17 protein-coding genes and 3 tRNA genes are annotated in these 20,317 nt (G+C 44.8%); 5 read left to right on the forward strand and 15 right to left on the reverse strand.

Annotated features, from left to right (window positions below):
• Positions 1 to 138: 138 nt before the first annotated feature.
• Positions 139 to 705, reverse strand: coding sequence for a Fe-S-containing hydro-lyase (locus HY811_00865; protein ID MBI4833359.1), 567 nt, complete (start codon positions 703 to 705; stop codon positions 139 to 141).
• A 271-nt stretch (positions 706 to 976) separates the two neighbouring features.
• On the opposite strand from HY811_00865, the gene HY811_00870 reads away from it, so the two are divergent.
• The 4 genes from HY811_00870 to HY811_00885 all read left to right on the forward strand — a co-directional run bounded on the left by HY811_00870 (position 977) and on the right by HY811_00885 (position 5,022).
• Positions 977 to 1,052 (forward strand) — tRNA-Ala (locus HY811_00870).
• A 76-nt stretch (positions 1,053 to 1,128) separates the two neighbouring features.
• Positions 1,129 to 2,499, forward strand: coding sequence for a YchF/TatD family DNA exonuclease (locus tag HY811_00875; GenBank protein MBI4833360.1), 1,371 nt, complete (start codon positions 1,129 to 1,131; stop codon positions 2,497 to 2,499).
• A 196-nt stretch (positions 2,500 to 2,695) separates the two neighbouring features.
• Positions 2,696 to 3,265: an RNA polymerase sigma factor gene (locus HY811_00880; protein ID MBI4833361.1), complete on the forward strand. Its 570-nt coding sequence runs from the start codon at positions 2,696 to 2,698 to the stop codon at positions 3,263 to 3,265.
• 44 nt (positions 3,266 to 3,309) lie between these two features.
• Positions 3,310 to 5,022 carry a proline--tRNA ligase gene (locus HY811_00885; protein MBI4833362.1) on the forward strand — a complete coding sequence of 571 codons (1,713 nt, stop codon included), beginning with the start codon at positions 3,310 to 3,312 and terminating at the stop codon, positions 5,020 to 5,022.
• Positions 5,023 to 5,056: 34 nt separating this feature from the next.
• Here HY811_00885 and HY811_00890 read toward each other — a convergent pair whose 3' ends face one another.
• From HY811_00890 to HY811_00925, 8 genes are all read right to left on the reverse strand, one after another.
• Positions 5,057 to 5,503, reverse strand: coding sequence for a Zn-ribbon domain-containing OB-fold protein (locus HY811_00890; protein ID MBI4833363.1), 447 nt, complete (start codon positions 5,501 to 5,503; stop codon positions 5,057 to 5,059).
• A gap of 98 nt (positions 5,504 to 5,601) precedes the next feature.
• A complete protein-coding gene (locus HY811_00895; protein ID MBI4833364.1) occupies positions 5,602 to 6,153 on the reverse strand; it encodes a Zn-ribbon domain-containing OB-fold protein in 552 nt (183 codons plus the stop codon).
• On the reverse strand, positions 6,150 to 7,232 hold the full coding sequence (locus HY811_00900) for an HD domain-containing protein (GenBank protein MBI4833365.1): 1,083 nt from the start codon (positions 7,230 to 7,232) through the stop codon (positions 6,150 to 6,152). Before HY811_00900 ends, HY811_00895 begins: the two co-directional genes overlap by 4 nt.
• 7 nt (positions 7,233 to 7,239) lie before the next feature.
• Positions 7,240 to 7,530 carry an integration host factor subunit beta gene (locus HY811_00905; protein ID MBI4833366.1) on the reverse strand — a complete coding sequence of 97 codons (291 nt, stop codon included), beginning with the start codon at positions 7,528 to 7,530 and terminating at the stop codon, positions 7,240 to 7,242.
• A 19-nt stretch (positions 7,531 to 7,549) separates the two neighbouring features.
• Positions 7,550 to 8,860, reverse strand: a complete 1,311-nt coding sequence (locus HY811_00910; protein MBI4833367.1) for a ChaN family lipoprotein — start codon at positions 8,858 to 8,860, stop codon at positions 7,550 to 7,552.
• A gap of 2 nt (positions 8,861 to 8,862) precedes the next feature.
• Positions 8,863 to 9,606 (reverse strand): 4-hydroxy-tetrahydrodipicolinate reductase, encoded by a 744-nt coding sequence (gene dapB / locus HY811_00915; GenBank protein ID MBI4833368.1) that lies wholly within the window; start codon positions 9,604 to 9,606, stop codon positions 8,863 to 8,865.
• 32 nt (positions 9,607 to 9,638) lie between these two features.
• A tRNA-Glu gene (locus tag HY811_00920) sits at positions 9,639 to 9,711 on the reverse strand.
• Between the two features lie 35 nt (positions 9,712 to 9,746).
• Positions 9,747 to 9,817 (reverse strand) — tRNA-Gln (locus HY811_00925).
• Positions 9,818 to 9,961: 144 nt separating this feature from the next.
• Between HY811_00925 and HY811_00930 the strand changes: the two genes are divergently transcribed.
• The gene (locus HY811_00930; protein ID MBI4833369.1) at positions 9,962 to 10,645 is read left to right on the forward strand and encodes a gamma-glutamyl-gamma-aminobutyrate hydrolase family protein; all 684 of its coding nucleotides are present in this window, start codon (positions 9,962 to 9,964) and stop codon (positions 10,643 to 10,645) included.
• A 7-nt stretch (positions 10,646 to 10,652) separates the two neighbouring features.
• Here the strand turns inward: HY811_00930 and HY811_00935 are convergent, their stop codons facing one another.
• The 6 genes from HY811_00935 to HY811_00960 are packed head-to-tail and all read right to left on the reverse strand — an operon-like array spanning position 10,653 to position 20,243.
• Complete coding sequence (locus HY811_00935; GenBank protein MBI4833370.1) at positions 10,653 to 11,864, reverse strand: hypothetical protein; 1,212 nt, start codon at positions 11,862 to 11,864, stop codon at positions 10,653 to 10,655.
• 17 nt (positions 11,865 to 11,881) lie between these two features.
• A complete protein-coding gene (locus HY811_00940; protein ID MBI4833371.1) occupies positions 11,882 to 13,225 on the reverse strand; it encodes a hypothetical protein in 1,344 nt (447 codons plus the stop codon).
• Entirely contained in the window at positions 13,222 to 16,257 is a 3,036-nt protein-coding gene (locus HY811_00945) for a hypothetical protein (protein ID MBI4833372.1), read from the reverse strand. Before HY811_00945 ends, HY811_00940 begins: the two co-directional genes overlap by 4 nt.
• Positions 16,258 to 16,309: 52 nt before the next feature.
• Positions 16,310 to 17,677 carry a PQQ-binding-like beta-propeller repeat protein gene (locus tag HY811_00950; GenBank protein ID MBI4833373.1) on the reverse strand — a complete coding sequence of 456 codons (1,368 nt, stop codon included), beginning with the start codon at positions 17,675 to 17,677 and terminating at the stop codon, positions 16,310 to 16,312.
• A gap of 50 nt (positions 17,678 to 17,727) precedes the next feature.
• Positions 17,728 to 19,857, reverse strand: a complete 2,130-nt coding sequence (gene topA / locus HY811_00955) for a type I DNA topoisomerase (protein MBI4833374.1) — start codon at positions 19,855 to 19,857, stop codon at positions 17,728 to 17,730.
• Positions 19,854 to 20,243, reverse strand: a complete 390-nt coding sequence (locus HY811_00960; protein MBI4833375.1) for an OsmC family protein — start codon at positions 20,241 to 20,243, stop codon at positions 19,854 to 19,856. The genes topA and HY811_00960 overlap by 4 nt, the downstream gene beginning before the upstream one ends.
• Positions 20,244 to 20,317: the final 74 nt, after the last annotated feature.

The following is a 20,317-nucleotide window of genomic DNA, read 5'->3' on the forward strand; positions in this document are numbered from 1 at the left end:
CAAATAAATGCGGTTATTATTGGCGAGCGCTGTCCTCGTCCTTATAATAGATGTATGGGATTAAAGGCGGGCACTGTCTCGCACTTCTATTATAAATATTAGATTAGTAGCGAGCGTGCCTGACTTACCGATTAAGATTTATGTCAGTCTGGCATACTGCTTCACGCCGATTTCGTAGAGGTCGTTGCCTTTGGTATCGTTGATGACGATAAGCGGGAAATCTTCCACTTCGAGCCTGCGGACTGCTTCCGGTCCCAAATCATCGTAGGCGATGAGGTCGGCTTTCTTGATATGCTGGCTTAAAAGAGCGGCCGCGCCGCCGACCGCCGCGAAGTATATTGCCTTGTATTTCTTAATCGCCTCTATCACTTCAGGAGAGCGCTTGCCTTTACCTATCATGCCTTTCAATCCGTCCTCCATAAGGAGCGGGGAATAGGCGTCCATCCGGTAGGAAGTGGTCGGGCCGGCCGAGCCGATAACCTGTCCTGGCTTGGCGGGAGTGGGACCGACGTAGTATACAACGCTTCCTTTCAGGTCGAAAGGCAGTTTCGGGACGCGCTTTTCCTTGCCGGCGAGGATGATTTCGTCGTAGATGCGCTTGTGGGCGGCATCGCGCGAGGTATAGATTACGCCGGAAAGGGTGATTTTATCTCCGGCGGATAAGCTATTAACCACGGCATCGGTAAGCGGTGTGGTTATTTTCATATATCAATATGGATTTTACTCCCCCGCTGATTTGCCGTCAAGAAAAATATATTGCCATCCCCTACCTGAAGGTTGGGATTCCCTATTAATCGGGTATCCCCGAAACATAGTGGAGCGGGACAAAGGCACTAAGGCACAAAAAAAAGAATCTAATTCTTAATTATATTTTTAGTGTCTTGGTGTCTTAGTGGCAAGAATTCTATAAGAAAAATAAATTGACATACGCAAATAAACAATATATTCTATCACTTTAATTGATGCAAATTAGAATGGGGGTGTAGCTCAGCTGGGAGAGCGTGTGAATGGCATTCACAAGGCCAGGGGTTCAATTCCCCTCACCTCCACCAAATACTGTTAAAGGTTACAGGTTACGAGTTATAAGTTAATTCAACCTGCAACTTAAAACCTATAACTTGTAACGCCATGTTAATAGACACACACGCCCATCTTGATTTTCCGGACTTCGATAAAGACCGCGATGACGTCATCCAGCACGCCAAGGAAGCCAATATCGGCTATATTATAAATATCGGAACCTCCATCGAATCCAGCCGTAAGGTAATAGCGCTTGCCGAACAATACGAAAACCTTTACGCGGCGGTGGGAATCCATCCGCACGAGGCACAAACCGTTAAAGAGGCTGATTATATCGAACTGGAAAAATTAGCCGCCAATCCCAAAGTGGTTGCCATAGGCGAAATCGGGCTCGATTTCTACAAGGATAAAAGCCCACGCGATAAGCAGAAAGAGATTTTTACAAGGCAACTCCGAATTGCTAAGAAGGTTGCCAAACCCGTGGTCATCCATTCGAGGGAAGCTCACAATGAGACTTTAGAAATAATCAGAGCCGAGTTGGGGGAAAAGGCCAAAGGCGTAGCGCACTGCTTTTCCGGCTCCACGGAAACGGCAAGGGAATTCCTTGATTTAGGATTTTACATCTCGATTGCCGGGCCGGTGACATACCCGAACGCGGAGAAACTGCGCGCCGTGACCAAGACCATACCGGTCGAAAAGCTGCTTCTGGAAACGGATTGCCCGTTCCTCGCCCCGCAGTCCAGGCGCGGATTGCGCAACGAACCGGCTTATATCGTCCACGCCCTTGAGGAATTCTCCAGAATCTACGGACTCTCCAAGGACGATATCGGGAGAATCACCACCCTTAACGCCATGGAATTATTCAAGCTCGCACCTTTGAGCGAAAAGAGCAAGATTGCTTATAATATCAGGAACTCGCTTTACCTTAATATTACCAACCGGTGCACCTCCAGCTGTATCTTCTGCGTGACCAAATTCACCAACTATGTAAAGGGACATAATTTGCGGCTGGAAACGGAGCCAAGCGTAAAGGAAATAATCGACGCCATCGGCGATTCATCCAAATACAAGGAAGTGGTCTTCTGCGGATATGGCGAACCGACCATGCGGCTTGATGTGATAAAAGAAATCGCCAAGTACCTTAAGAAGAAAAACACCTATATACGCCTGAATACCAATGGGCACGGCAACCTGATTAATAACCGCTCGATTGGGTCGGAGCTAAAAGGTCTGATTGACGCCATGTCCATAAGCCTCAATGCGGTTACTCCGGAGCAGTATGTAAAAATCTGCCATCCCAAATTCGGTGCGGAAACTTTCTATAAGGTGCTGGAATTCATCAGGGAAGCCAAGCAATACATCCCAAGGATTGAAGTCACCTGCGTATCCCACCCGGATGTGGATGTCCAGAAATGCCGCCAGATTGCCGGAGAGCTGGGAGTGGATTTCCGCGGAAGGATTTATAACGAAGTCGGATAGAAGATAGTTGTCAGCATATAGTTATTAGTCTCAATTCTTTTATACCCTGTTTTTAATTGACCCTCTGCTTTAATTTATGCATTATTAAGTGTAATCTGTACACGGATTAAGCAGATTTTACGGATTATTTCTTTTCCCTTAAGAGATAAAACCCATCTGCTTAATCCGCTAAATCGGTGTACTAAATTTACAGTCAATGGCTGGAGATGCACACATAGAACTGATGATGCGCGTGAAGAACGGCGACAAATCCGCCTTCGAAGAGTTGTATCATCTATACAGCCAGCCTTTGGGCAATTTCTTCTACCGGATGAGTGGAAGCAAATCCATTGCCGAGGATTGCTTGCAGGAAGTCTTCTACAGGATATGGCTCTACCGGGAAAATTACCAGCCACAGGCCAAGGTCATAACCTACCTCTTCCACATAGCCAAAAACTACTGGATTAACGAGGGCAAAAAGCTCAGGCGCGTCATCCCTTTCACCACATTTGCGGGAAGCAGGGATGAAAACTCCGCGCCGGATTTCCCCGGAGACAAGACAGCGCCGGATGAGGAGGCAATGTCCAACGAAGTAAAAGATTCCATAAAGGAGGCGCTCAGGAAGCTCTCCGAAAAAGAGCGGATAGTCGTGGTGATGAGCATGTACCAGAAACTCCCATATTCCGAAATCGCGGAAATACTCGGCATCGCCGAGATAACGGTGAAAACCCGCATGACCAAGGCTCTGGAGAGATTGAAGAAACCACTCGGCAAATATTTACAATAATATATTTGATTCTGTCAGATAATTCCGATATATATAAATAACTTATGAAATGGTCACAGGCGTTTATTCCAACCCTTAAAGAAGACCCCTCGGATGCGGAAACCATAAGCCACAAGCTGATGGTCCGCGCGGGGCTCGTCCGTAAGCTGGCCGCTGGGACATACACCTACCTGCCTTTAGGGCAGAAGGTTTTAAACAAGGTCATAAATATTGTCCGCGAGGAAATAGACCGGGCAGGCGCGCAGGAGCTCCTTATGCCGGCGATTCATCCCGTTGAACTCTGGGAGAAAACAGGACGACTGGCGCTTTTCGGCGATATCATCTATAAGGTAAAAGACCGGACGGATAAGATAAGCGTCCTTGGGCCGACCCACGAGGAAATTGTAACCGACCTCGTTGCCAACGAAATACGCTCTTACCGGCAGCTGCCGGTAACGCTTTACCAGATACAGACAAAATTCCGCGATGAGATGCGCCCGCGCTTCGGCATCATCCGCTCCAAGGAATTCCTGATGATGGACGCCTACAGCTTTGATACAACCAAGGAAGGTCTGGACAAAAGCTACCAGGCGATGTACGACGCCTATTGCCGGATATTCGACCGCTGCGGGGTGAAATACAGCATAGTCGAGGCGGAAAGCGGCCTGATGGGCGGCAATGTTTCCCACGAATTCATGACGCCTTCTGCCATGGGCGAGGATTTATTCGTCACCTGCCCGAAGTGCAATTACGGGGCAAACATCGTGCTGGCACCGGCCAACATGAAGATAACCAAAGACGCGACCATCACGCTTAAACCGATGTCAGAAATACTAACGCCCGGTAAAACTTCTATAGAAGCGATAAGCGAGTTCCTCAAGGCAAAACCGGAAATGATGCTAAAAACACTTATCTGCATGGCAAACGGGAAACCGATTGCCGTCTTGTTAAGAGGCGACCACGAACTTAATGTTTATAAGCTCTCTCAACTGGTCGGCACGAATAATATCTCCATGGCGGATGTAGAAACAATACAAAAAGTCACCGGCGGACCGATGGGATTTTCCGGGCCGGTCGGATTAAAGGGGATAGAAATCATCGCAGATAACGCGGTGCTTGGGATGAGGAACTTCGTGGCAGGCGCCAACAAGTTTGATACGCATCTGGTGAATGTCAATCTAACCCGCGATTTCACTTTCTCCAAGGCGGCGGATATCCGGGTAGTCGCGGAAGGAGATTTGTGCCCGAAGTGCGGTGAAAAACTTACCATATCGCACGGGATAGAAATCGGGCATGTATTTAAGCTCGGCACTCGTTATTCGGAGGCGCTCTCGGCAAGCTTCCTGGATGAAAAAGGCAATCTACTGCCTGATATCATGGGCTGTTACGGAATCGGGGTTAACCGTATCATCGCCTCGTTCATCGAAAATTCCTATGACGAAAACGGTATCATTTGGTCAAACGAAATCGCACCGTATGACGTGGTTATTTCCTCCATCAATCCGGAAAAGGAAGAAATCGCCCGAATATCGCAGATGCTTTATACAAAGCTCGCGGCAAAGGGAGTGGATGTCCTGTGGGACGACCGCGACCTTTCAGCCGGGATTAAGTTCAAGGATGCGGATTTGATAGGGATTCCCATCCGCGTCACGGTCGGCAAATACGCGATAGAAAAACAAACTGTGGATATCAAGTTACGCAAGGAACTAAAACAGAAAGCGGTCCCGGTGGCAGACGCAGTGAACGAAACCATGCAACTCCTAAGCCCGATGGAGTGACAAATCCGACATATCCTTTAAGCCTTAAGAATTTTTACGTCGGAATAAAATACTTTATATCAAGAATACTGCCGGTCCGTTTTTTGGGCTCGTTATAGACAGGAACCACGTTCATCCCGATTTTGATTTCTTCCAGGCGAGCCTCCCCTATTTTATGCAAGATTCCCCCGGTGATTCCCTTAAACGTGATAAATGCCACGATGATCGGTTCCAGTAAAGCCATGCCGTTCATATCCGTATAAGAGATGGTAAATGTCTGGATGGTCCCTTTTTTGGGAACGGGCTTCCATTTATCCAGTGTCTTAAAACAGCTTTCGCAGTATAATCTGGGAGGGAGGTAAAGCTTGCGGCATTTGGAGCAGACCGTACCCATAAGTTTTTCCTTGTCGCGTATTTCGCGGAAGAACCTTTCGCCGGCCAAGCCCGCGGTATAGATATATTCAACGGGCATATTGCCTTTCCAACGAATGAAATCGCTCATAATTTACTCCTTTATATACACAAAAACACGGAATTAATACGAAAGCACAAAGGATTTACTCTTTCGTGCTATCGTTCCGCTAATTTCGCGGTTTCGGGTTAAACAGGCTTAAAATATTTTATATCCGTAATGGCGCCGGTACGCTGGGCTGGTTCTTTCCAGACGGCTTTGACGCGCAGGCCAACCCTGACCTTTCGCGGCTCGATTTCGCCCAGAAGGTGCATGATGCCCATTCCGGGAGAAGCGCCGTCTATCTCGACAACCGCCGGTATCTGCGGCTCAACCAGCCGTTTCATATTCCAGCTGATATAGCAGAGCGAAAACGTGTTGACCGTACCGGTATCCTGCAAAGGAATCCAATCCGAAGTAGGCTTGAAGCACCACTCGCAAAACATCCTCGGCGGGATAAGCACCCTGGAGCAATGCTGGCAACGGCGCGCCAAAAGCACGCCTTTTTTCAAGCCTTCCAGGTATCTGCCGATAGCCACGCCAGCATCCCATTGGTATTCCAGGATAGGTTTAAAAGAAGTAAGGCAAAGGTTGCCTTCGGTAAAATCATCGTTTTTAAGAGCCATGCCCGGTTTTATCTTAAAAGACTGGGGTTTTACCTGAACGACCTTTTTAACTTTCTGCACTCGTTTTTTTCTCATACTAAAATATTTATTCTCCCTTTCCGATACATAGATAAAAACGCCTCGTTAACAAGAGGGTCGAACTGCTTGCCTGAAAGCAGTGAAATTTCTTTAATGGCATAATCCACATCCATTGCCTGGCGATAAGGACGGTCCATAGTCATGGCATCAAAAGTATCTGCCAGGCAGATAATCCTGGAAAGGAGAGGGATCTCATCCCCTTTTAAGCCCTGGGGGTAACCGCCGCCATCGTATTGCTCGTGGTGGGCAAGGATAACCCGCGCCAGTGATTTGTTTATATTATAAATAATGTTGTATCCGATAATCGGATGCATGCGGATTGATTGCAGTTCCAGTTTGGTCAGGTTCGTATCCTTGGAAAGAAGCGTGTCTTTCAAGGTAACCTTGCCGATATCATGCAGGACCGCGGCCAGGCTCAAATCCTGTTTTTGGAGCTCGGTCAGTTTCATTTCATCGGCAATAATCATGCAGTATTCCTTGACTCTTAAAGAATGGCCGTGGGTATAGCGGTCGCGCTCTTCCAGAAACCTTATGCAAACCTCTGCCAGCTGGGTAAAGGCATAAGGATTCTCTCGGCGAAGCCCGATGGTAATCATATTGATTATCGGCTGAATGAGTTCAATATCGGACATGGCAAGTTTACGGCTTCCGTTAGAGGCGATTTCCATCACGCCGAAGAACTCGCCGAAAACGACAAGCGGAATAGCCAGTATGGATTTTTTGCCGTTAGAGTTTTGTTTCCCGGCAACATTAGCCGAGATAAACTTTTCTTCTTCAGCGTAATACGGGTCGGAGGAAATGTCTTCGATAATAAGCGGCTTAAGATTAAACGCCGTTCGTCCGGCCACGCCTTTGCCTTTGGGTATCTTTATTTCACGGCGCAGTTCATCGGAACCCTTGCCCACGCTGCAGAAAGTATAAAGCTCTTCGGTATGCTCGTCAATTTCAAAGAGGAGGCAGCTTTCCGCCTTGAGTATATTCAGGATGTTCTCGCACAACTCAAACAAATAACCGTGCTGGTCAATCCTGTCAATTTTATTAAGGACATCAAAAATAGGTTTTTCCGAAGGTTTCATATTTTAATTACACTATTTTCTGATACATCATGGTACCGGGCTTAAAGGTAACCACTTTTCGTTTCGGGAGCATGACCGGTTCGCCGGTGCGCGGGTTGCGCGCCTGACGGGGTTTCCTTATCTTAACCAGAAACACACCGAAGTTTCTCAATTCCAGCCGGCCTTTTTCCGCAAGGATATCGATGATGGCATCAAACGTTCCCTGGACGATTTTCAAAACATCGGTTTGGGGCATATGCTGCTGCTTGGCGATGCGTAAAGCGATATGCCTTTTGGTAACAGCATCTTTTTTAGCCATAGATTTACTCCTTTCTTGATTATTCCGGTTTTACTTTAATCTTTTTCTCTTCACCACCACGGATGACAGTCAGCTCAATTTCATCACCTGCTTTTTTCTCCATCATTATCATTTTTAACTCGACTGCGGTGCTGGTTTTTTTGCCGTCAATCGCGATAATAATATCGCCAACCTCTAAACCGGCTTTTTCTCCAGGAGACCCGGGATTAACCTGAGCAATCTTCATTCCTTCCTTGTCATCGCCGGCCGGTTCAATCATCAAACCTATAGTGGGTGTTTTCTTATTCATATCAATCTGTTCGGTAAAATAAACGTAATCAGCCGGCGGGAGGTTGTTGGCCTTTAAACCCTTCTTGAAATCTGACAAGCCCTCAACGGAAACCAGCAGAATAGTCCGGAAAGCCATATTGGTCCTTTTTGCCATGCGTTCGGGTATGCCGAATTTATAAATTATATGGCCTCCCCCAACGAATACGACCATCTGCCCCGGTTGGGACAGGACGTCGCTGTTGTCCCGAGGCTTTTTATCTTCTGTCCCATCGCCGCTATCGCTTTGGGGAGGTTGCTGCTGTGCGGATTTAAAATACTTGGCGATTGCATCCGCCATGCCATCTTCCCAGAGGCATTGTGCTTCGTAGAAGTTGTCCATATTCATCATCTTGCTGTGGTCGCCTTCCCCAAAAATGGAGTTGATATATTTCTTATGTGCTTCATTAGCAGTATCTATCGATTCCGGGATTTGTTTCTTTTCCTCATCGCTCAATCCTTTTAAGCCTTTCTGTGCGACCTTTCTGGTTATTTCTGCAGGAACATTCAGCGCGATTACCGGTAGTTTATTGGCTTTGGCAAACAAAACCGTCGGGCGGTAAAATTCCCATGGATACCCCCAACGTTCTTCATATTCCGTGTTTTTAAGCATATCTGTTTCTGTAATTTCATTCTTAAGATATGCGTTAAGGTCTTTCTGGTAAGGATGCTGGAACATTTCCAACCCCAAAACCATATCCTTGGATTTATCATATAGAGCTTTGAATACCTTTTCCTGGACCAGATGGTGGGAGACATCCATATGCATCTCGCCGATAAAAACAACCGGGACTTTGGAAATGTCCTTAACCATATCATCGAATGAAATAAATCCACCTTTTTTTATGTTCAGGATTTTATTCTTTACGTTCTCTGCCTTGCATGAATGAACCACCTGCATCCAGGGAGGAGCTTCCGGTGCTTTTTCCTTTGAAGGCTCTGCAGGTTTATCTTCACTATATGCCAGATTTAAAATAGCCGCTAACGAAAGAAATAAAGCCAAATACGCCAGTTTTTTTATCATGCTTATTCACTCCTTAAAATATTGCTTAACGCATAAAATCCGGCTTTTTTGCGGGCAAGGATAACAGCCGCTTTCAAAGCACCGTAAACGAATGCATCTCGGCTGTCTACTTTATGGGTTAGCTCAATTCTTTCTCCCGGAATAGCGAAGATTATTTTATGTTCTCCGACAACCTGTCCCACTCTTACCGAATGGATAGGCATACTTTTTCGTTTCAGGTCTTTAAGCAATGCTTGAGCCAGCTTAAGAGCAGTTCCGCTGGGTGCATCACGCTTGGCGCTATGGTGGGTTTCGATAATCTCAGCATTCACATTTTTACCAAAGCTTTTTATTGCCTCGCTTCCAAGCTGCCCTAAAAGACCGGCTCCCTGGCTGAAATTGGGGTTTAATAAAACCGGTATCAACTTTCCGGCATCTTTTATCTTTTTTAACTGCGCCGGATTAAAACCAGTCGTCCCGATTAACAACGCTATCCTATACTTTTTGCAAACATCAAGGCAATTCATTGTAGCGGAAGGTGTTGAAAAGTCAAGGATTACGTCTGCTATTTTTCCGTTAACGGCATCCGTTATTAAAAGACGTTCGCGACTGTCAAAACCGGCTGTATTTCCAATATCTTTTCCTAACAATCGATGGCCCGGCTTTTCCAAGGCAATCGTAAGCTTAACGCCCGGCTGCTGAGAAGCCAAACCGGCAAGCCTTAATCCCATCTTGCCGCAAGCGCCGTTAATTCCTATTTTAATCATCGGTGACCCGCAAACTATTTTCCACTGTTTAATACCCCCATGGGGATTTGAACCCCAGTCCCGAGACTGAGAATCTCGTATCCTTGGCCGCTAGACGATGGGGGCTTCTTCTGTGCCCCGCTTAAGTAATAGAATGATAACTGCCGGACTAGGATTCGAACCTAGATACACAGATCCAGAGTCTGCGGTCCTACCGTTAGACGATCCGGCAATAGAGAAACAAGCCTTAATTTATACAATTTTGCGGCAGATAAATCAAGATATTTTATAATTGACCTTTTATGTATCTTGTTATAGTATATCAACTTAAAATAATACGGGGTTTTGCAATATGCTTATAGGGATTAACTGCGATATGGTTCATAAAAAAGATTCCGACTATTGCCAATTGCCGGAAAATTATTACCAGGCAGTGAGGCGTGCGGGAGGACTTCCGATTATCTTGCCTTCAATCACCGATAAAAAAACAATAACCGAATTGTTAGGCTTAATCGACGGGCTGGTTTTTTCCGGAGGGGATGATATCCACCCCGCGGTTTACGGAGAAAAAATATTGCCTAAAACAAACCTGATCCTGAAAGCGAAGCAACAGTTTGATTTCTCGCTGGTGCGGCAGGCTTGGCACAAACGTATTCCAACTCTCGGCATCTGTTACGGCGCACAACTTATGAATGTGGCTTTGGGCGGAAACCTTATCCAGGATATAAAACGCGACCTATCGCTTGGCTCGCACAGTTTCACAAAACACCGGCTATATATCCTAGAAACATCCCTTCTGTATAATATAATCCGAAAACCTTCTATCCATGTTAACAGCCTTCATCATCAAGCAATCAGGGAAATTGGTAAAAGCCTGCGGATAAGCGCGCGGTCTGATGACGGCTTGACAGAAGGAATAGAATCAAAACTGCCTGGCCACTTTTTTATCGGTGTGCAATGGCATCCAGAAAAGATAATGGATACGCCCGAATCAAAAAGCTTATTTAAGGAATTAATCCGGCAGGCAAAAATATATTCCGAGACCCAAAAGTGCGGCTAAACCAATATCACCTCTCTTCTTCGTGCTTTTCTTCAGGCGGATTTTTAATTTTCTCAAAAACCTTTTGTAGTTGCGTCAGTTTCTCATCAAACTCTTCAGCCATATTTTCGTCATCGGATTCCATTATCTTCCAAAGGACAACAACATCCTGTATAATCTCCGATATGGTCTTATATTTAATAAGACCGGGGTTAGAGGAAATATCCAAAAGCACCTTATTGAGGGCGTCCTTTTCCTTTTCAAACCAATCATGCCATTCTTCAGAATTAACGGACTTATTTTGCCCGATGATTTCCTTTTGGATAAACGCAAAGTGGTTTTCGATAATGCTAATCTGCTCAATAATAACTTTTTTATTACCCATTTCAATTCCCAGTTGAATAAATTCCGCCTCGAAATCTGTTTTTATCTTTTCTATAGTTTTGAGCACGAACTCATATTTATCGCTTGAAACCCGCTCGCCTGCTGAAAGAGTCTTATCACATAATTCGGAAAGCATTTCAAGCTCTTGGACGAAAGCCCCGATAAAAACTTTACCTTTGAGTACACTATTAAACGCATTAAGAGGGTCAATCAACATGGTCCGGTCTGATATGGCTGAAAGTTCCTTATGGAATCCTATTAAGTACTCACGCCATGCGTTTTTATCAACCGTTTTTAATGTTATCTGGTTATGGAACGCTTCACTGATTGACTGAAAAACGGATTTTAAGGCATCGGCATTATCTCGGATGGCCTTTTCAGACTGCTTGATTTCTTTTAACATATCATCGTCCGTCCCCCGACAAAGCTTTATTTCCTGTTTAAGCCCTTCGGGATTATCTCCAATTATCGCTTTCACTTCCTTGTATTGTTTCGCCGGATCAAAAGTAACCGTAATAACATAAGTGCCTGAATTCAATTTTCCCCGAAATGGGCCGAACTCCGCCTGATATACCCCTTTGTCAATTTTATATTTTTTCAGCTCGACCATTCTTTTATCGGTTTCTTGCCCGGAACAAGACGGAATATAATAAAAAAACAAAGTGATAACGGACGAATCCGGCAAATTTGTTTTACCATTTATTTTAACCAGGCTTTTTTGTTCAGTCTCATAATAAACAATCTCCGGCGTTCCTGATTTCAGGTAAAAACCCTGCTTTTCCGGAAGAAATTCCTGCGATTCAGCCAGGAAATTATAACACGCCGATAAGATAACAACTAAGCAACTAATAATCATAATTACTCGCAACATATTTATTTCAAAAGGAAGTCTTTTGTTTTCTGGTTAATGAAATTGATGAGTTCGTTAATATCCGCTTCTATTTTTTGGTTATCCGGATTTATCAGTTTTGAATCTAATTTATCTATCAGCATCAAAGAAAACTCTATCGTATATGCTAATTGCTTATAACTTTCTTTCTTGGGATCCTTATCAGGCGGTATTTCCAGAAAGAGAGAAAGATCGGCATAGGTTTTCATTTCCAGTATTAATCCGTTGAGATATTTTACGAGCGCGAATTTAAAATCTGCCCAAGTTTCGTTTCCTTTTTCCTTATCTTTAAGGCATTTCCCGTAAACCGAGCCGGTTTCATATATCCGGGCAATAAGGTCACGGCTGATTCTCAACAAAACTTCGCTTTCAAGCAAATCTATTTGCTGAATCTTGCGTTCATCAGATAATTTAAACGGCTCAACCAAATACGCCGGCAAAGGAATACCCTTCAGTACGTTTTTAGCATCAAAAGCCGCCCGGCGGTATCCCCGATAATAGTCCAGTATTTGATTAGTTGTCTGATAAATATTGGATGCTGTCCCGAAGCACACCCCTTCTTCTTTCAGGCTTGCAATCATTTTATTAATTTTAGCCAACCATTCTTTTTCCCAAGCCAGCCAATCGTTTGAAAGCGCATCAAATATTTCCTCCTTGTTTTTAATACCGAATACCTTTTTTAGATTCTCTTCGATTGCACTATCGCCCTGTTTCATTTTTTCTATATCGTATACCTTATCCATCAACTGCTGGTAAAGCTCCTTATGCTCGTTTATCAAACCGATAAAAGCAATTACCGATTTCTGCCTTATATTAGGGATGTTTGTAGACAAAACATTTATCAGGTGGTAATCACCCAGCTGATTAAGGGAATCTTCGGAAAAGTTTTCTGCGATCAGCACATCTTTAGGTTGGTCGGGGAAGAGTCTAATTTTAACCTCATAATATTCGGCATTAAAAGAAAGCTTAAAACCGGCAAACCGGACGAAATACTGCCCATCATTATTTACGCTAACCTTTAGCATATCAATCAGTTGAACATTATCCGGCTGGTTAAGCAGTGAAATCCCGCCCTTCAATTCCACCTGCAACAAGGTGTTGGCCGGCAGGTTGGTTTCACCGCGCACAAAGATACTTTCGGCACCTTGTTCTTCAACCAATTGTGTTTCTGTTTTCAGAAACGCCTTTTTTTTATCCTCCTCGTCTTTCTTAAAATCTGCGATATCGGCTTCTTCAGCAAATAGCCGGCGTTGTTCATATAAAACCGCCGTTAAAACAACGGTTAAAACCAAAATCATATAAATAAACAGAATGTTTTTATTCTTCATGGCAACACATAAGACTCACATATTTGCGGCGATGATTTTATAAAAGTTATGGATATATCATCAAAAACAGGGCTTGTCAAAAGCGGGCTCAACACATCGCCGCGCAATCCCCGGAAAATCACTTTGTATTTAACCGATTCGGAAGGGTTTTGTCTCCAAGGTATTTCAAACCTGGCTTTTTCGGGATCGGACATGATTTCTGAAATCGTGCTCCCCCTCTCATCGAAAAACTGTATCCCAATCGGCGCGGATGCTTGTTCCGCATCTGACGGGAAATAAGAGGTCCAGTCAACGCGGCATTTAATAAAGCCAGGATTATCTTTCTTCAATGCGTTTTCATCAGTATCGCCAATCTCTTTTGCCGCAACAAGAATCCCCGGTATATCAACGGGACCGGAGGTAAAAACTCCTTCTTCCCTATAATAACGGCCTTCATGAAATTCTCCGAGTATAAACTCTTTCGCATCTGGCACAGTTCTATGTATCTGGATAGCAATCTCATCAAAGGTGGCATCCGCCGGAATATTCCAAAAAGGGGCATCGGCACGCTCCCCTAATCTAATCAGATTATCCCTTGAAAAATCAATATACTCGCTGATATAAGGTGGATATTTTTCCTGGCTTGTTCCAATATATTTTCCTATGTCCCGACCGTTAATGCAAAATGCGGTTATATCCGAAGGTGTCAATTTAGTTTCCCTTATCCTTCCTTCACCCTTGCACCGAGGACAAATAATTACGTTTGATAGCCAATCGATTTTTCCTTTACCGTTACAATTCGGACAATTATAACTCCATATTCTAGGGGGAGGATTGGTATCCCATGCAATTCCTATATGAATCCACCCCTTCCCGCGGTTGGATTCCAAGGGGTTACTAAAAATATACTCAGCCACCTTATCGCCTTTTCTTTTATCCACATCCCACATCCAAATAGCCTGCGGACCAGGAGAAAACCTTAATCCTTTCCATCCACGGGGCTGGTAATTCGAAGGAATCAAAAACAGGCTGAAAAGGTTCTGCGTTTCATCACTTTTTGATAAACTAAAGATAATCTGCGGCTTGGCTGATTTGGCAAAATAAGCCGGTTTTACCCAAAAACTAACCGTCCCGCGAAACCGTTTTTCCCCAAATAAATTACGGTGAATAAAAGCATCAACCAGATTATTTTCCGCTTTATACGAAGGACACGACATCAATTCTGAATATATTCCATCAGGATAAAGCAAACCGGCCGTAGCATTTTCCGCGGCAAATAGAGACTTCTCTTCATTGTCAAATACCGAAACTCCCGTTCCTTCAACGGCAGACGGGTTTCCCGCACTGTAATCCGCTTTTAAAGTGCCGTCAAAATGATTCCGGAAAGTAAGCAACTCGTTGCGTTCCTTGTTGCGGGAGCGGTTTTGGGTCGTCGCACGCATAATCTGCCCATCAGCAACACACTGTTCCTGGTAATCACCGATATCGGGCTCCGGGTAAAGCTGCAAGGTTTTATTATGGTGCGTGAACTCATTTTTTCCGGAGCGGGAAATCACCCCATGCGAAAAATCTTGCTGGGTAGTTTCGTAATGGTTTTCGAATAATTTAACCACCTGCCGTATTTTCTGCAATCCGGTAACATTAAAATCGCCTTCTCCTTTCTCCGCACTCTCTATCGGGTTTGCAACAGACCTTATAACAATCCCTGTTGATTCTATTTCAAAATAACCTTGGGGCTGGAAGCAAAATTCTGTTGTATAAACATTTAAATCTGATTTATCGATAACCCGTAAAACTAATTCATTGGGATTAAAATCATTAAGCATAGTGTTAGGATTCGCACTGGCTTTGATAAGATCCGCTTTTGCCCGGGCTATTTCGTATTCTTCCGAACTTTCGATTGAACCAAAAACACCTTCTTCCAACAAACGGTCGCAAAACCTGTTAAAATCCGTCCATGAAAAGAAAGGCCGCACCTGCCGTTCCTTCATAATCAATTCAGCCAGCCTGGAGGTTAATTTATAATCAATGCCCGCTTCTTTAATTACCCCTATTTTAAGGCCTTCCCCCGCCTCATAATTGAATTTATCAAGAGGCTCTCCCTCTTCATCGGATAATTCCGGATTAACAACACCTGACTGGGCAATATAAGACCCGTTAAGACCCAATAAAACAGCCATTAATACAGGTTTTGGGGCTGTGTTGATATTTACCGGAACCCTCGGCTCTGTTTCCAACAGGCCGGGATTTAACCGGCTGATTCCGGTAATATTCTCGCCATGCTTCGGCTGACCCAAGCGTTTAGAAAATGGTTTTGGTTTTATCACCTTTATGTTAGGCTGTCCCCAAACAGTAATATACGGCTCTATCCTGCGGTATTCTTTTTCCGTAAGCATTTCTTTTAATTCTTCTTTTATGGAAAATGATTTATTGGAAAGTTTCTCCCTGCCGGCAAAAATCCGGTCGCCTAATTCGCTGTCTACATCAAGGATTTTTCCCAGGTTATTTAACAGCTGAAGAAACCCTTCACCCCGCCCGTTTATATATATCTGACCGCTTGTATCGATGATTTTTAAAACATATAAATCACTGACATCACCTTCAAGGCGCGGAATGATGCCCGAACACCCGATAGTTTTACCCTGTATTTTCTGGGTTTTGCCCGAGGCAAAAGAAGGAGCTAACGCCAGTTCGCCCGGGCATTCAATAATATCAAGCTGCTTGTTTTTATTCTGATCCTCTTCCTTGTCGAGCTGATTGTTATGATTATAATCCTCTCCCCAGTAAAACCACGGGGTATTGTTATCATTGATAAAATAAACATAAGGATTGTTTTGGAATTCTATAAGAGCTCTTTCGATACCCGCCTGTGCCAAGAATTTAGCCCTGAACTGGTCGATATAAGCAGAGTGGCTAACCCCCTGGACACGGTTTAATATCCAAAAGACCACCATCATCAAGCCTAGAACCACCAAAAACCCTAGCAATAAGACAACGGATTGTCCTTTCTCTTTTGAATTCTGTCCGGCAAACCGGCGGATTGATAAATTCATAAATCTGACAAAGTGAAAATGTCTAATTGCTCAAAACCGCAATTTTAAATCATTACCATTTCGGAGGGGGCTCTCGAACCGCAAAAACATATCCGTCAGCAGTCCCTAAATATATGATTGATTCATTCGGGTCAACGGCCCTGAAAGGAAAATCTCGAAGCGAATATTTATCAAGAATATCGCCTTTTTCTATATCAAGGGAATATAAAGTAATATCGTCCTTGCCCAGGATATAAACACCAGCCAAACCGAACAACATATACTTTTTGCCATCGGCGAATTTCCATCTTAATTTATAAGAGCCGGCTAAATCCGGTGCGTTAACCAGAAGGCTGTAAAAATCTTCTTTCTTATCAGTCCTGAAGAAAAGCGTTTTCTCGATAATTACATCCGCTCCCTTAACAATACGTCTGGCGCCTATGTAAGGAGTCGAAGATATTGGCAATCCCGTTTCGTATTTCCACCTGAGCGTCCCTGTATTACGGTCAATCGCATACATAGCATAATCCGTGCTGCCCACATAAATAATATCGCCGTCTATCAATATATCAGACCTGATTGCCTGCTCGGTCTTATAATCCCAGATTTTTGCGCCTGTATCCGCGTTAAAGGCATAAACCTTGCCGTTATCACAGGCAAAATATATGGCAGGGCTTTCGTAATAAATATGGCTGACAACGGAACCGTCTAATTTCAACCAGTCGCGTTCGAATTTCTTGCTGACGTCAAAGTAATATACCCGGTCAAAATCAATTGAACTTATATAAACAATAGTGCCGGAAGCGGTCGGCCCGCCTTTTGGGACAAAATCCAGCCTCTTTCGCCATAACACATCGCCGCTCCAACGGTCTAAACAATACAATAATCCCTCGGAAATATAATACGCCACATCCTGGCTATATATGCTTTTAAGCACTTCATTAGCACTGCGCAAGCTTTCTTTTAATCCGTTAATTTTATTCTCATCGCGATCTGAAGAAATCTCTGCATCATCCAGTTGCTTTTTCAGATCTCTAATACGGACCTTTAGCGACTCCTGCTTTTGAGAAAGGCCTGTTATGTCGCAAGGAGGGAAATTAAGAGGCGTGGCCAGATTAAGCACCCATTGCGGTCGACCGATATCTGTGGTGAATGCCCTAAGTTTAGCTTTATCTGTTTCAATATAAAGCATTGTCCCGATAAGAGTTATGTTCTTGATGCCCTCATCGGAAGTAGTAGCTTCCCATAATATATCCTTAAAAGGAAGCGTGCCGGTAATGATTTCCCGGTAGTGTTTAATACGCTCGATACGTTTCTGGACAACGACCCCATTATTATCCGGGATCTTTTCCCCGTTTGTGTTTTGAACACGGCAACTGTTGAAAAGCAGTAACAATCCCAAGAAAACCGTTACAAATAAAAACCATTTCTTCTTTTGCATACAACAATAATATACCTCAATCCTTCCCTATATGCAAATAATTTTGTGCTCTATTCGCCTATCGTTTCCTTTTCCGGCTCAACCGCCGGTTCGGCCTGCTTTTTCAATGATTTCGTAGTCTTGCATTCCGGATAGCCTGAACAGGCCATAAAACGCCAGCCTTTGCGGCTGCGTTTTATCACCATCGGCTTACCGCATTTCTCGCAAACTTCTCCTGTAGACTGGGTTTCAACCTTGGGTTTAAGAGATACAATGTTCTTACATTCAGGATATCCCGAACAGGCAAGAAACTTGCCGAAACGCCCCCACCGTTCAACCAACGGTTTTCCGCATTTATCGCATTTTTCGCCGGTTGCACTTTCTTTGCCCTTCGACGATGCCATTTCCAAAGTCGCCTTTTCCAGGTCACGTTTGAACAGCCTGTAAAAAGCCTTCAGCAAAGAAATCCAATCTGAACGCTCTTCTTCTATCGCGTCCAGCCTCTTTTCCATCTGAGAAGTAAACTTTGTGTTAAGAATATCCGTAAAATAAGGAATCAGCTTTTCGGTCACGAGTATCCCCAATTCGGTCGCCACCAGTTGCCTCCCGGCTTTTTGGACATAGCCCCTGTCCTGGATGGTGGAAATAATCGGGGCGTAAGTGGATGGCCGTCCGATGCCGAATTTCTCCAGCGCCTTAACCAGGCTCGCCTCGTTATAACGCGGCGACGGCTGGGTAAAGTTGGCAGCCGGGAAAAGCTTCATCAATAAAACCTTTTCGCCGCCTTTCATTTCCGGGAGAAGCTGCTCCTCAGGTTCGTATAATGCCAGGAAACCTTTTGAAACCAATCGCCTTTCGTCCACCCTGAAAACGCATTTATTTACATCCATCTTATCAGCCGTTGGCTGGGCTTCCCCGGAAATAATATTCACATCAAGCGGCAACGGCTTCTTTAAAGCCGCTTCTATCTCGATTGTCTTATTTCTCCAATGGCCCGGCTTCATCTGGGTGGCGACAAACCGCTTCCAGATAAGATTATAAAGCTTGTATTGCTCCGGCGTCAGGTATCCTTTTATCTCAGAAGGCATTTGACTGACATAAGTCGGCCGGATAGCCTCGTGCGCATCCTGCGCGCCCTTACGCGATTTATAATGGCGCGGCGTTTTAAAGACCTCGCTTTTGCCGTATTTCTTGGAGATAAAATCACGGCATTCCTTGATGGCAATCTCGCTGACCCTGACCGCATCGGTCCTCATATAGGTAATCAGCGCCACCGGCTCGCCTTCGATATCCACGCCTTCATAAAGCTGCTGGGCGACTATCATGGTTTTCTTGGTGGAAAATCCCATTTGCGTCGAGGCCTGCTGCTGCAGGGTGCTCGTGATAAAAGGAGGTGGCGGCTGTTGATTATTCTCCCGCTCCCTGATATTCGCAACCTTAAAATCTGTCGCCTCAAGAGCGCTGACTAAATTCCTTGCGTTGGCTTCATTCGGGATAAAAACCTCGGTTGAATCATCAGAGGGACTCCCGACCTGCTTATCGTCTATTTTATAAAGAGCTGCCTCAAAAGGCTTCTCATCATCTTCTTTTATCTTAAAATCTCCGCTGATTTTCCAGTATTCCTGCGGCTTGAAATCGCCTATTTCCTTTTCCCGCTCGACCAGCAATCTGACCGCCACGGATTGGACACGACCCGCAGAAAGCCCGCGTGCAACCTTGCGCCAGAGGAGCGGCGAAAGCTTGTAGCCGACAATCCTGTCCAGGAAACGCCTGGCCTGCTGGGCATTGACCAGGCTCATGGAAATTTGGCGTGTTTTCTTAAAGGCATCCAAAACCGCCTGGGGCGTAATTTCGTTAAAAGTAACGCGTTCCACCCTCTCCGGCGCCAGCTCCAGCCCTTCCATCAAATGCCAGGCAATCGCCTCGCCCTCGCGGTCCGGGTCGGTCGCCAGGTAAACCTTATCCACCTCGGCGAGCGAACTTCTCAATTCGCTTATTACCTTATCGCGCGATTCCATCAGCTGGTATTTCGGCTTAAAATCCTTCTTTATATTTATCCCAAAGCCCTTCTTCGGAAGGTCGCGGATATGGCCGTAGGACGCCTTGATTTCAAAGTTATCGCCCAATATCTTGGAAAGCGTTTTTACCTTTGCAGGAGACTCAACGATGACCAAAGATTTCTTTTTGCTGCTTTTCTTCATATTATTATATTAATCTCCGGCGTTTGCATTATCGTATTATGAACCATACACTTTTCCGCCTGCTCATGCAAACCTTTCTTATGTTCTTCCGGACAGCCGCCGGGCAAAGATATCGTCGCGTCAATCATATCAATCCTGGCAGGCGGATTGGTTGATTTTGCCCAAGTCATGGACACCTTCATCCCTTCATAAGGAATCTTGTGCTTTTGGCAATACCAGACGGCATAAACGCCAATGCACGTCCCAAGTGAAGCGATGAAAAGCTCGGGAGGGGTCGGTCCCTCGTCCTTGCCGCCCTGCTCTTTAGGCTGGTCAACAATGATATTATGGCCGCGGACGGATACATCAAACCTAATCCCGCCTTTGTAACTGACATTCATTTCCATAATCAGAAGACCTTTCTTATAGTAAGCAGATTAATCCGTGTATCCTTCGGACACTCCGCGTCCTCAGGACGCAC

The sequence above is a fragment of the Planctomycetota bacterium genome (assembly GCA_016207825.1).
Classification (GTDB): domain Bacteria; phylum Planctomycetota; class MHYJ01; order JACQXL01; family JACQZI01; genus JACQZI01.